General features: G+C 32.3%; 12 protein-coding genes. 10 read left to right on the top strand and 2 right to left on the bottom strand.

The features are described from left to right. Positions 1 to 42 precede the first annotated feature (42 nt). Positions 43 to 4569, top strand: coding sequence for a T9SS type A sorting domain-containing protein (locus IRZ99_RS05275; RefSeq protein ID WP_194656271.1), 4527 nt, complete (start codon positions 43 to 45; stop codon positions 4567 to 4569). Positions 4570 to 4571: 2 nt separating this feature from the next. Beyond that, positions 4572 to 5264, top strand: coding sequence for a hypothetical protein (locus IRZ99_RS05280; protein WP_194656272.1), 693 nt, complete (start codon positions 4572 to 4574; stop codon positions 5262 to 5264). 82 nt (positions 5265 to 5346) lie between these two features. Here the strand turns inward: IRZ99_RS05280 and IRZ99_RS05285 are convergent, their stop codons facing one another. Together IRZ99_RS05285 and IRZ99_RS05290 are read right to left on the bottom strand one after the other, a co-directional pair. After that, on the bottom strand, positions 5347 to 6204 hold the full coding sequence (locus tag IRZ99_RS05285) for an MBL fold metallo-hydrolase (RefSeq protein WP_194656273.1): 858 nt from the start codon (positions 6202 to 6204) through the stop codon (positions 5347 to 5349). A gap of 90 nt (positions 6205 to 6294) precedes the next feature. Next, on the bottom strand, positions 6295 to 7218 hold the full coding sequence (locus IRZ99_RS05290; RefSeq protein ID WP_194656274.1) for a hypothetical protein: 924 nt from the start codon (positions 7216 to 7218) through the stop codon (positions 6295 to 6297). Between the two features lie 352 nt (positions 7219 to 7570). On the opposite strand from IRZ99_RS05290, the gene IRZ99_RS05295 reads away from it, so the two are divergent. From IRZ99_RS05295 to sufD, 8 genes are all read left to right on the top strand, one after another. After that, the gene (locus IRZ99_RS05295) at positions 7571 to 7900 is read left to right on the top strand and encodes an iron-sulfur cluster assembly accessory protein (RefSeq protein ID WP_026982558.1); all 330 of its coding nucleotides are present in this window, start codon (positions 7571 to 7573) and stop codon (positions 7898 to 7900) included. Positions 7901 to 7980: 80 nt separating this feature from the next. After that, entirely contained in the window at positions 7981 to 9429 is a 1449-nt protein-coding gene (sufB, locus tag IRZ99_RS05300; protein WP_194656275.1) for a Fe-S cluster assembly protein SufB, read from the top strand. Between the two features lie 15 nt (positions 9430 to 9444). Beyond that, positions 9445 to 9642 carry a DUF2683 family protein gene (locus IRZ99_RS05305; RefSeq protein ID WP_194656276.1) on the top strand — a complete coding sequence of 66 codons (198 nt, stop codon included), beginning with the start codon at positions 9445 to 9447 and terminating at the stop codon, positions 9640 to 9642. Next, the gene (locus IRZ99_RS05310; RefSeq protein ID WP_194656277.1) at positions 9633 to 9905 is read left to right on the top strand and encodes a Txe/YoeB family addiction module toxin; all 273 of its coding nucleotides are present in this window, start codon (positions 9633 to 9635) and stop codon (positions 9903 to 9905) included. The genes IRZ99_RS05305 and IRZ99_RS05310 overlap by 10 nt, the downstream gene beginning before the upstream one ends. Positions 9906 to 9911: 6 nt before the next feature. After that, positions 9912 to 10400, top strand: coding sequence for a flavodoxin family protein (locus IRZ99_RS05315; protein WP_194656278.1), 489 nt, complete (start codon positions 9912 to 9914; stop codon positions 10398 to 10400). Positions 10401 to 10413: 13 nt separating this feature from the next. After that, positions 10414 to 11160 (top strand): Fe-S cluster assembly ATPase SufC, encoded by a 747-nt coding sequence (gene sufC, locus IRZ99_RS05320; protein ID WP_056206919.1) that lies wholly within the window; start codon positions 10414 to 10416, stop codon positions 11158 to 11160. Between the two features lie 87 nt (positions 11161 to 11247). After that, positions 11248 to 11637, top strand: coding sequence for a four helix bundle protein (locus tag IRZ99_RS05325; protein WP_194656279.1), 390 nt, complete (start codon positions 11248 to 11250; stop codon positions 11635 to 11637). Positions 11638 to 11742: 105 nt separating this feature from the next. Further along, on the top strand, positions 11743 to 13059 hold the full coding sequence (gene sufD / locus IRZ99_RS05330) for a Fe-S cluster assembly protein SufD (RefSeq protein ID WP_194656280.1): 1317 nt from the start codon (positions 11743 to 11745) through the stop codon (positions 13057 to 13059). Positions 13060 to 13120 lie beyond the last annotated feature (61 nt).

Consider the following 13120-nt stretch of genomic DNA (forward strand, 5'->3'; position numbering starts at 1 on the left):
AAAAACCTTTAGCCTTGTGCAACGGAATCTTAATCTTAATCTATGAAAACAAAACTACTTTATTTTTTACTGCTGCTTTCTTTAACCACAGTGGCCCAGACTAATTTGGTGCCTAATGGCAGTTTTGAAACCTGGACTTCATCGTCGCAACCAGACAATTGGTATCGCTACATAAGCGAATTAGTTTCTCAGAGTTCAACTGCTCAAAATGGAAATTCAAGTACAAATATGCAGCTTACCAGCGGAACGCTTAATTTCATTAACACTGATTTTTTTGCTGTGGAGGCAAATAAAACGTACCGTGTAACTTTATATCATAGAGCCGTTTTAGGAACATTTTCTTCTCTTGATTTGAGTGTTTATCACAAGCCTGGAACTTTTAAAGAAGAAATTGCAAAAAAGTCGGATGTTACTTTTTCGACATCAGAATGGAGAAAAATTGAATTCGAATATACGTCAACCGTATCTGAAAATATAGAGATTGATGTTACAGTAAACGGAACTCTTAATTCTGAAATTTTGGTAGATAATGTTTCTGTTGTAGATGTTGCTGAAGTACCTGGACAATACACTAAAATTCCGGATCCAGAGTTTGAAAGTTATCTTGGTTATTTAGGATATGACAAGGATGGTATTAACGGAAAAGTGCTTACGAGTGCAATTTCAACAGTAAAAACATTTGATCTTTCGTACTATCAGTGGAACATTACCGATCTAACCGGAATTGAAGGCTTTACTGCACTTGAAAACTTGACTTTTAGAGGCAATACTGGTAGTCTTACCTCTTTAAACGTTTCCAAAAATTTAATGCTTAAAACTCTAAATTGCAGTTCAAATAAATTGACAACTTTAGACGTTTCTAATAATCTGGAACTTGAAAGCTTAATTTGTGGAAGTAATAAACTTACTACTTTAGATGTTTCTAAAAACTTAAAACTTAAAACACTAAACTTTGATAGTAATCAAATAACTTCTATTTCTATAGGAGACAATAAACAGCTGGTTGATTTTAATTGTTACAATAACAAAATCACTAGTTTGGATCTTTCTCAAAATGTATTATTGACAGATTTAAATTGCGGAGTTAATCAACTAACTTCAATAGACATTTCTGGCAACGTTTTATTAAAAAATTTAAATTGCAACAACAATAAATTAACTGAATTAAATCTTTCTAAAAATAATAAATTAGAAGTAGTAAGAACGGATAATAATAGTTTAGCTGCTCTGGATTTGAGCCAACAGCCAAATTTAAAAGCACTTGATTGTTATAGAAATAAAATAAATAATTTAAACATATCTAAGAATACTTTATTGACTAGCCTGGCATGTTATAACAATGAGCTAATACAATTGGATATTTCTAATAATAAAGAACTTGTTGCAATAGACTGTCTTTCTAATAGACTAAAAAATTTAGATGTTACTCAAAATACTAAATTAGTTACGCTTACTGCACATTATAATGATTTAACTAAAATAGACGTATCTAATAACTTATTACTTAAAAACCTTACCATAAGCTACAATGAATTATCTGGTATAGATTTAACCAATAATTCAAAACTAGAGTATTTTAACGGAAGTAATAACCCTGTAAAAAGTCTTGATCTTTCTAAAAATATCGCTTTAACTTCTGTGTCTTTGCAGGAAACTAGAATCGAAAGTTTAGATTTATCATTTAACACAAAATTGACTTCTGTAAATCTAGCCTCCAGCAAGTTATTATATGATCTTAATTTAAAAAACGGGAACAATACTGCCCTAGATATTAACTTACTTAACGCTCTCTATTTAAATTGTGTTTTAGTAGACAATAAAGTCTACGCAGACACAAAATGGAGTACAAAGAAAGAAATCTGGACAAAATTTTCTGAAGATTGCAGACCTTACACTGTTATCCCTGATTCTAATTTTGAAGATAAATTAATCGCTTTAAAAATTGATATTGATGGTAAAAATGGCCAGGTTTTAACTTCGAGCATTGCCACTGTAAAAACACTAGACGTTTCAAATAGTAATATTGTTGATCTAACAGGAATTCAGGATTTTGCAAGTCTGCAAACTTTAAACTGTAAAGACAACCAATTATTATATTTAGATCTTTCTAAGAATAGCGCCTTAACTTCTGTAAATACTTCGAACAACAAACTAGTAAGTTTAGATTTAAAAAATGGTAAAAATACCTTATTAAACAAAAGCACTTCTTTATTTACAAACAATACCAATTTAAAATGTATTCAGGTCGATGATCAGGATTATGCTAACACAAACTGGTCAGGTTTGAAAGATGCTACTGCAAATTATAATACACTCTGTAATGCTTTTGTGGTAATTCCCGACTCAAATTTTGAAAATAAATTAATTGATTTAGGAATTGATGTGGATGGTAAAAACGGAAAAGTATTAACCTCAAACATTGCTGCAATAACAAGTTTAGATGTATCTTCAAGTACTATCTCAAACTTAACCGGAATCGAAGGATTTGTTGCTTTAAAACAATTGGATTTTTCTTCAAATAATTTGAAAGCTGTTGATTTGACAAAAAATGTTGCACTAACGTCATTGAATGCTACGTCAAATCAGTTACTAAACTTAGATCTTTCACAAAATACGGCATTAGTGCAGGTAGACTGTTCAGCAAATAACTTATTTAGTTTGAATTTGAAAAATGGAAAAAACACAAATTTAACTGCTGGTAACTTTAAGGGTAATCCTAACTTAACTTGTATCCAGGTTGATGACAAAAGTTTTTCAGACACGAACTGGCCAAATTTAAAAGAAACAACTGTTTCATATGCTTTAGTTTGTGACGATAATAGTTTTACATTAATTCCAGATCTTGTTTTTGAAAACAAATTAATTAAACTTGGTATCGACAAAGATGGCGTTAATGGAGGTGTTTTAACATCAAGTATTTCTTCTTTAAAAGAAGTAAGTCTTTATATAGCTCAAGGCTCAACAGAAGTTCCTATTAAGGATTTAACAGGAATCCAAGATTTTAAAGCCTTAGAAAAGCTGTCTGTTTCGAACAATCAATTAACGGAACTCGATCTTTCGGGGAATGTTGCTTTAACCGAATTAAGTTGTGGTTATAATCGTTTAAGTAAGATCAACTTATCTAAAAACATTTTACTTACAAAAGTAGACTGTCAGAACAATTATTTTACGCAAATAGATTTTTCTAAAAACACAGAACTTTTAACTGTTAATTGTCAGGAAAACAAATTGACATCATTAGATTTTTCTAAAAACCCGAAATTTAATTATTTATATGCCCATACTAACAAACTAACCAGCTTAAATTTAACAGCAAATCCAAGTCTTAATTATTTAAATTGTGCCAATAGTTTGCTTGAAAATTTAGATCTGTCAAACAATAAGTCTATAATGTATCTTTTTTGCGAGGGCAATCGATTTAAAACTTTAGACGTTTCAAACCAAACTTCATTATCACAATTTGGTTGTGACAACAATTTATTAACTTCAATTAATGTATCTAAAAACACCTACATGTCTCACTTTTCATGTAGCGGAAATCAATTGACCGTTTTGGATTTGTCAGGCAATGCAAATTTATGGACATTATATTGTAAGGAAAACAAATTAACAACTCTAAATATTTCAAAAAATAAAAAATTAGAACACATCAATTGTAGCTCAAACAATCTAGTAAGCCTAAACATTAAAAATGGAAATAATGTTAATTTCGAAGGATTAGACAATGATTATTCTATAGACTTTAGAAACAATCCTAATTTAACATGTATTCAGGTTGATGACATCACTTTTGCTAACGAAAAAATGTCTGGCAAAAAAGATGCAACAGCCACTTATAATACCAATTGCGGATCTACTCTTGTACTACCTAACGATAATTTTACTGTAGAGACAAAGGGAGAATCATGTTTAGGGGAAAATAATGGCGAAATAAATATAACTGCACAAGCAACTTATGTTTATGAAGCTATTATTAGCGGAAAAACATACCCTTTCACTAACAACAGCTTAAAAGTAGCAAACTTAGCTCCGGGAAGTTATACGGTTTCTGTTACGATTCCTGATGAAAACTTTGAGCAAAACTTCAATTTTACAATTGTAAAAGCAGCTACTACTACTGGAAAATCTAGTATAACTTCTAGAAAAGTGGATGTAGAAATTACCGAAGGAACAGCTCCATTTACTGTTTTTATTGACGGAACAGAACAGTTTCAAACTAGTGACTCTAATTTCTCACTAGAACTTAAAGAAGGTGGTTTACTTGAAGTAGCAACGGCAAAAGCATGTGAAGGGATTTATTCTAAAAAAATTAAAACAGCAGATATTTTAGGAACAGTTCTTTCTGCATACCCAAATCCAACTAACGGAATTTTTGAAATCGAAGTTCCAACTGACAAAAATGAAGTTGTAATTGAACTTTACAGTTTTGGCGGACAATTGGTTTCAGGTAAAAAATATGTTATCGAAAATGGAACTGCAAAACTAACCCTTGAAAACCAGCCTTCAGGGATTTATGCAGCCAAAATCTATTTAGAAACTCCAGAATATATTAAAATCATAAAAAAATAAAGATGAAGAATTTTATATACCTCTTAATTATTGGACTTTCACTAATTTCATGTGGCGGAGGAGAAGATTCACCGCCTGTTGAAGAAGTAAATGTTGCTCCTAGCATACCAACTTTAACACTTCCTGTTGACAATAAATTATGTGTAGACAATACTGTTGCTTTTCAATGGAATACATCTACAGATGCAAACAAAGATGCTATTACCTACAAAATTGAGGTGGCAAAAGACAATGCTTTCTCTCAAATTGTAAAAACAGCGGAAGTTAAAACCAATAGTACTTCTGTAGCTTTAGAAAAAAATACTGCTTATTATTGGAGAATAAAAGCAACAGACAGCAAAGGTTTAGCAAGTGCATATTCTGCGACTTTTAAACTTTACACTACCGGAGAAGCTGTGGTTAATCATTTACCTTTTTCGCCTGAATTAGTTGCTCCTGTATTAAATACAGCTTTAGACGGAACAACCACTTTATTAAAATGGAGCGCTTCTGATGTTGACACTTCTGACGCTCTTACTTATGATGTTTATTTTGGAACAGTCAATCCACCAACCGCAAAAGTAAGTGAAAACATAGCTGTACTTTCAACTTCGGTTGCAATAGAACCTGCAAAACAATATTACTGGAAAGTAGTTGTCAAAGACAATAAAGGAGGCGAAACTATTGGTCAGGTTTGGAAGTTTAAAACAAATTAGTATTTCAAAATATTATTACAGAACAATAAAAAATCCCATTTTCATTCCTATGAAAATGGGATTTTTTTAGCTTTGATTCGTTCTAAAAGACCTCTTCGCAAGTAAAAACCTCTTTTAATCGAACACCTTTTTCAGTATGTTCAACTGTTATAATCTGGTTGTGTGCATCATGTTCCAGAAATAAATAATGATTCTGATCTGCTGCTGCATTTAATAATTTTGCTTTTTCAGGCATGGTTAATAAAGGTCTTGTATCATAACCCATTACATAAGGAAGCGGGATATGCCCGGCTGTAGCCAATAAATCGGCACAAAAAACAATTGTTTTATCGTTATATTGAATATGCGGAATCATTTGTTTTTCAGTATGACCGTCAACGTAGTAAATTCCAAAATTCATTTCTTCAGAAAAACCAAAATCAGCCTCAGGACGTTTTATAAAATTCAGTTGCCCGCTTTCCTGCATCGGTAAAATATTCTCTGATAAAAAAGAAGCTTTTTCTCTTGGGTTTGGTTTGGTTGCCCATTCCCAATGATTTTCATTCGTCCAATATTTCGCATTTTTAAACGCAGGTTCATATCCGGTTTTATCAGCATTCCATTGTACACTTCCTCCACAATGATCAAAGTGCAGATGCGTCATAAAAACATCGGTAATATCATCTCGGTGAAAACCATATTTAGCCAATGATTTATCAATAGAATGTGATCCCCAAAGCGAATAATAACCAAAAAATTTCTCTGATTGTTTGTCGCCCATTCCGGTATCAATCAAAATCAGGCGATTTTGATCTTCAATAAGCAAACAGCGCGCTGCAATATCAATTAAATTGTTTGCGTCTGCGGGATTGGTTTTATTCCAGATTGTTTTAGGAACAACGCCAAACATTGCACCACCATCTAATTTAAAATTTCCGGATTCTATTGGATAAAGTTTCATGAGAGTAAATTTCTGATAGAACAAATCTAGGAAATCCAATTTCCTTTTACTAGAAATTTCTACTTAAAACTTCCCTCAAAAAAATAGGGGTTATTCCAGCGTAATTGATGTACTTCCAAAAATTTCCTGTTTGTCGAAGAAGTTGACAAAATAAGTTCCTTTTGGGAAATGACCATCATCAGAATTCAAAATTCCATAAACATTGGCAGGTTTTCCCTGAAAGTCAACTGCCACTATAAAACTATAAACTAAAGCTTTATCATTTCCGAATTCGATTAATTTATCTTCACCCAAAACCTTGTTCTTTTGATCCAGAACCTGAATATAAAAAATTCTTTTTCCGGTTTTTGCAATCGAATTTCCATTTATAGTAAAACTTACTTTCAGCTTTTGAGCGTTTTTCGCTTTATCTGTTTCCAGTTCTGCTCCAGACTTTTTCTCACGAAGTGCGATTACCTTAAAATTATTCATTGCTAATTTTGAGGCGTCTTTTAAGGTTGATTCTAATTTTTTTTGTTTAGAAATTAAAGTGTCATTTTCAGCTTTTTGTTGATACATAACCACATTCTGATCTTCAATTTCAGATAACAGGTTTTTATTTTGAGATTTCAATTTTTTAACCTCTAAAACACTAGAGTTTAATGATTGTCGTAAATCTGAGAATTGTTTACGGTAAAGTATTATCTGATCTGTCGAAGGATTTTTTGATGCTTTTATTATTTCCGTCAAGTTTTCAATATTCTTTCTTTCTAACTCTAATTGTTGCGACAAAGCTGTTTTTTCTAAAATAGCAACATCGTAAGCCAATTTTAGAATATTTAAAGAATCTAATATATCCTTTCGGGCAAGTTCTTGTTCACTAAATTTGCCAATACCCTGTTTTTCCTTATTTATGACCATAGATGAATCAGGATTAGATTCATTGCTAAAAATGTAAAATGTAGCACCTAATCCAAAAACAAATAATACTGCAAAAAGTGCTTTAACCCACCCGTTTTTGTAATGTTTTTTCATAATTACCCATAATTTTGTGCAAAAATACCACTATTCTATCAGTTAAAGCACGTATAAATACGGTATTTTAACTTAAATCAAAGATTATTGTCAAATCAAAAAGCTTTCAAGTAAAATTATGAAAGAAAATGAATTTTGTTTATCGTAAAACAGATTTTTCTAAAACAAAATAACTTCTATCTATTTTAACATTTGTTATAATAATGTGAACCGTTATGGAAAAAGGTTTTTAAGTCGTATCTTTGCAGACAATTTCATTTGAACATTGAAACACAGCACTTTAAAAATGTAATAATTTCATTACTATTTTGATTGCAGATTAAAATGAAAGAAAAAATAAATACCATATACAATGATAAAAGTTTCAGATACAGCCAAAAAGAAAATCATCGACTTGATGAGTGATGATGGTTTTGATGCCGCACATGACTACGTACGCGTAGGTGTGAAAAGTGGCGGATGCTCTGGTTTGTCATATGATTTAAAATTTGACAAAACCAAAGGCGAAGACGATAAAATATTTGTAGACAACGACATAACAATTGCAGTTGAGAAAAAATCATTCCTATATTTAGCTGGAACAATTCTGGAATTTTCAGGAGGGCTAAACGGAAAAGGATTTGTATTCAATAATCCAAATGCAAGCAGAACTTGTGGTTGCGGAGAATCATTCTCTCTATAATTAATAAAGAATAACAAGACTAATAAAGAGTAATTCTTTGAAATTTTTGAAAATTACATCTTTAAATCTTTACATCAAAAATGAGCAAATACACAGAAGACGATTTAAAAATCGAACTCGAAACTAAAGAATACGAATACGGGTTTTACACCGATATCGAATCGGAGACGTTCCCTATTGGCTTAAACGAAGATATCGTGAGAGCTATTTCTCTTAAAAAAGAAGAGCCGGAATGGATGACCGAATGGCGCATCGAGGCTTTTCGTGCCTGGAAAGAAATGATTGAGCCGGAATGGGCAAATGTTCATTATCAAAAACCAGACTTTCAGGCTATTTCATATTATTCAGCTCCAAAACAAGTAGACCCAACTAAAACTTTGGATGATGTAGATCCAGAACTTTTAGAAATGTACAAAAAGTTAGGAATCTCTGTTGATGAACAAAAAATGATGAACAATGTCGCTATGGATATTGTAGTCGATTCTGTTTCTGTGGCTACTACTTTCAAGAAAACATTAGGAGAAAAAGGTATTATTTTCTGCCCGATTTCTGAAGCTATCAAAGAGCATCCAGAATTAGTAAAAAAATATTTAGGAACTGTTGTACCTCAAAAAGACAACTTTTACGCAGCATTAAACTCAGCAGTTTTCTCTGACGGAAGTTTCTGTTATATTCCAAAAGGCGTTCGTTGCCCAATGGAACTTTCAACTTATTTCAGAATCAATCAGGCAGGAACAGGACAATTCGAAAGAACGCTTGTTATTGCTGATGCTGGAAGTTACGTATCCTACCTTGAAGGATGTACTGCACCAAGTCGTGACGAAAATCAATTGCACGCTGCTGTGGTTGAATTAATCGCTTTGGATGATGCAGAAATTAAATATTCTACCGTTCAAAACTGGTTTCCTGGAAACAAAGAAGGAAAAGGTGGAGTTTACAACTTCGTAACCAAAAGAGGTTTATGCGAAACAAACGCTAAAATTTCATGGACACAAGTAGAAACAGGTTCTGCTGTAACCTGGAAATATCCTTCTTGTGTATTAAAAGGAGATAATTCGGTAGGAGAATTTTATTCTATTGCCGTTACCAATAATTACCAACAGGCAGATACCGGAACTAAAATGATCCATTTAGGTAAAAACACTAAATCGACTATTATTTCTAAAGGTATTTCGGCTGGTAAATCACAAAATAGTTACCGTGGATTAGTGCAAATTAGCCCTAGAGCTGAGAATGCAAGAAACTTTTCACAATGTGATTCTCTTTTAATGGGTAACAATTGTGGAGCGCATACTTTCCCTTATATCGAAAGTAAAAATCCATCGGCTAAAATCGAGCACGAAGCAACTACAAGTAAAATTGGAGAAGATCAGGTTTTTTATTGCAACCAAAGAGGTATTCCGACAGAAAAAGCGATTGCCTTAATTGTAAACGGTTTCAGTAAAGATGTATTGAACAAATTACCAATGGAATTTGCTGTTGAAGCTCAAAAATTATTAGAGATTTCTTTAGAAGGATCTGTTGGATAATCAAAAGCAAAAATTATGGATATCATCTTAAAAAATGTAAAGAAAAAAGATTTTCCAGTTTTAAAATCACTGGCAAAATCTCTTGGTTTTGAAATTATTGAAGAGAGCGAAAAACCATATAATTCAGAATTTGTAAAAGAGATTCTTGACGCTGAAAAAAGTATTGAAGAAGGCAAGGGAGTTAAAATAAAAGTTGAAGATTTGTGGAAATAATTTATTCTGAAAAGGCACAAAAAGACATTCTTTTTTGGAAGAAGTCCGGAAACAAATCAATAATGAAAAAAATCACAAGTCTAATTGAAGACATTTTACTTCATCCTTACGAGGGACTTGGAAAACCAGAACAATTAAAATATGAATTATCTGGAAGATGGTCAAGAAGAATTGATAAAGAGCATCGAATAGTCTATAGAATAACGGAAGAAAACAATATTGAAATACTAAATATTCTTTCTTTGAAAGGACATTATGAATAAGTATTAATGGAAAACAAAAAAGTCATCATTTTAGGTTCGTCCAGAAAAAACGGAAACACAACAAAAATTGTCGATGAAATTGCAAAAGAATCGGGAATTGATGTGATTGACTTAAGTGATTATAATATTTCTCATTATGATTACGAAAGCAAAAACAGAGAAGATGATTTTCTGCCTTTAATAAGAAGAATACTCGAAGAGTACGACACTTTAATTTTTGCAACGCCCATATATTGGTATAATATGAGTGGAATAATGAAGGTTTTCTTTGATCGCTTTTCGGATTTAATCCGAATTGAAAAAGAAACCGGACGAAAGCTTAGAGGGAAGAAAATTGGTGTGATATCAAATTCACACGACAACGAAATTGAAGAGAGTTTTTACATTCCGTTCAAAAAAACAGCCGATTATTTAGGCATGGAATATTTAGGACACGCGCATTTTAATGCCAACATCCTAAACCAAACAACAAAAATAGAATTGACATTTATATAAAAATAAAAAAACAATGTTATCAATAAAAAACCTTCACGCCGGAATTGGTGATAAAGAAATCCTTAAAGGAATTAATATAGAAGTTAAAGCTGGCGAAGTACACGCTATCATGGGACCAAACGGTTCTGGAAAAAGTACACTTTCTGCAGTTATCGCAGGAAACGAAAACTACGAAGTTACTGATGGAGAAGTTTTCCTTGACGGAGAAGATCTTGCTGATCTTGCTCCAGAAGAAAGAGCACACAAAGGAGTTTTCCTTTCGTTTCAATATCCTGTAGAAATCCCTGGAGTTAGTGTAACTAACTTCATGAAAACTGCAATCAACGAAACTCGTAAAGCAAACGGACAAGAAGAAATGCCGGCTAACGAAATGCTAAAAGTAATTCGTGAGAAATCAGAATTATTAGAAATCGATCGTAAATTTTTATCTCGTTCTTTAAACGAAGGTTTTTCCGGAGGAGAGAAAAAAAGAAACGAGATTTTTCAAATGGCAATGTTAGAACCAAAATTAGCTATCCTTGACGAAACCGATTCTGGTCTTGATATCGATGCTTTAAGAATTGTGGCTAACGGAGTTAACAAATTAAAAAGCGAGAAAAACGCAATTATCGTAATCACACACTACCAACGTTTGTTAGATTATATCGTTCCGGATTTCGTTCACGTTCTATACAACGGAAGAATCGTAAAATCAGGAGGAAAAGAATTGGCTTACGAATTGGAAGAAAAAGGATACGACTGGATTAAAGCAGAGAATTAAAAATTTTGTTTCAGGTTTCAAGTTTTTTTAGTTTCAGGTTACAAACTATATTTGTAAGTTTTAACTTAAAATAATAAAACTGAAATTATGGCAACAATAACTCGATTTGAAGATTTAGAAATTTGGAAAGAAGCTCGACGATTGGCAAAAGAAATTCATCTTATTGCAGTTCAAACAGAGTTACGATCTGATCTCAGATTTAAAAATCAAATAAAAGATTCTTCCGGGTCAGTGATGGATAATATTGCTGAAGGTTTTGAAAGAGATGGAAATTTAGAATTTCGACAATTTTTATCAATCGCAAAAGGATCAGCCGGAGAAACAAGATCTCAGCTATATCGGGTTTTTGATTTTGAATATATTTCAGAACAAAAATTCGAAGTTTTAAAAACAGATTATGAAAATTTAAGCGGTAAAATAAAAAACTTTATCACCTATCTAAATAAAAAGGATTTCAAAGGAAATAAGTTTCAGTAAAAAACCTGAAACATTAAACCTGAAACAATACGGATTCAAAGGAATTAAGTCACAACGGGCAACCTGAAACTTGAAACCTGAAACACCGAAGGAAACAAAAGAACAATGGATTTAAAAGAAAAATTAGTATCGTCTTTTATGGCTTTTGAAGAGCGTGTCGATGTACATTCAGATTTGCATGACATTCGCACAAATGCCTTAAAAAACTTCGAAAATAAAGGTTTCCCAACCAAAAAAGAAGAAGCTTGGAAATATACATCGTTAAACGCCATCTTAAAAAATGACTTTACGGTTTTTCCTAAGCAAGAAAATGCAATCGAATTTAATCAGGTAAAAAAATATTTTTTACACGAAATCGACACTTATAAATTAGTGTTTATTGATGGTGTTTTCAGTTCGCATTTGTCTTCTACTACGCATGACGGAATTGATGTTTGCTTGATGTCATCGGCATTGACTAAACCAAAATATAAAATGGTTATCGATAAATACTTCAACCAAATTGCAAGTAAAGACGAAAGCTTGACTTCGTTGAATACTGCTTTTGCAAGCGAAGGGGCTTTTATCAATATTCCGCAAAAGAAAGTGGCTGACAAACCTATTGAGATCATGTATTTCTCAACAGGAAACGAATCTGCTTTGTTGGTTCAGCCAAGAAATTTGATTATTGTGGGTGAAAATTCACATGTTCAAATTATCGAGCGTCATCAAAGTTTGAATGAAAATCCGGTTCTAACCAATTCGGTTACAGAGATTTTTGCTCAAAAACGTGCGATTGTAGATCACTACAAAATTCAAAATGACAATCTTGAAGCGAACTTAATTGACAACACTTACGTTTCGCAACAACAAGAAAGTCACGTTTATGTACATACATTCTCGTTTGGAGGAAATCTGACTCGTAACAATTTGAACTTCTATCATTTTGGAGAAAGATTGACAAGTACGCTAAACGGAATCACAATCATTGGCGAAAAACAACACGTTGATCATTATACTTTGGTAAACCACGCAACACCAAATTGCGAAAGTTTCCAGGATTATAAAGGAATTTTCTCTGATCGTTCGACTGGAGTTTTCAACGGAAAAGTTTTGGTAGAAAAAGAAGCTCAAAAAACAAACGCTTTCCAAAAAAGCAACAATATTTTATTGAGTGACAAAGCAACTATCAATGCAAAACCACAATTAGAAATTTTTGCTGATGACGTAAAATGTTCTCACGGTTGTACTGTTGGACAATTAGACGAAACTGCAATGTTCTACATGCAATCTCGTGGAATCCCGAAAAAAGAAGCAAAAGCTTTATTAATGTACGCATTCTCAAATGCCGTTATCGAAAGCATCAAAATACCGGAATTAAAACAAAGAATTACTAAAATCATTGCCATGAAATTGGGTGTGAATTTAGGATTTGATTTGTAGAAAATTCTATTCCTTAAAAATAAAAAACCGATAAGCTTTTTGAAGTTTATCGGTTTTTTTT

The organism is Flavobacterium sp. LC2016-12, assembly GCF_015351595.1.
GTDB lineage: Bacteria > Bacteroidota > Bacteroidia > Flavobacteriales > Flavobacteriaceae > Flavobacterium.

Excerpts from the sequence above, each read along its gene's own strand:
- IRZ99_RS05295 (WP_026982558.1), top strand. The coding sequence starts at position 7,571 with ATGATAAAAGTTTCAGATACAGCCAAAAAGAAAATCATCGACTTGATG.
- IRZ99_RS05275 (WP_194656271.1), top strand. The coding sequence starts at position 43 with ATGAAAACAAAACTACTTTATTTTTTACTGCTGCTTTCTTTAACCACA.
- sufD (WP_194656280.1), top strand. The coding sequence starts at position 11,743 with ATGGATTTAAAAGAAAAATTAGTATCGTCTTTTATGGCTTTTGAAGAG.
- IRZ99_RS05290 (WP_194656274.1), bottom strand. The coding sequence starts at position 7,218 with ATGAAAAAACATTACAAAAACGGGTGGGTTAAAGCACTTTTTGCAGTA.
- sufB (WP_194656275.1), top strand. The coding sequence starts at position 7,981 with ATGAGCAAATACACAGAAGACGATTTAAAAATCGAACTCGAAACTAAA.
- IRZ99_RS05285 (WP_194656273.1), bottom strand. The coding sequence starts at position 6,204 with ATGAAACTTTATCCAATAGAATCCGGAAATTTTAAATTAGATGGTGGT.
- IRZ99_RS05325 (WP_194656279.1), top strand. The coding sequence starts at position 11,248 with ATGGCAACAATAACTCGATTTGAAGATTTAGAAATTTGGAAAGAAGCT.
- IRZ99_RS05315 (WP_194656278.1), top strand. The coding sequence starts at position 9,912 with ATGGAAAACAAAAAAGTCATCATTTTAGGTTCGTCCAGAAAAAACGGA.
- IRZ99_RS05280 (WP_194656272.1), top strand. The coding sequence starts at position 4,572 with ATGAAGAATTTTATATACCTCTTAATTATTGGACTTTCACTAATTTCA.
- sufC (WP_056206919.1), top strand. The coding sequence starts at position 10,414 with ATGTTATCAATAAAAAACCTTCACGCCGGAATTGGTGATAAAGAAATC.
- IRZ99_RS05305 (WP_194656276.1), top strand. The coding sequence starts at position 9,445 with ATGGATATCATCTTAAAAAATGTAAAGAAAAAAGATTTTCCAGTTTTA.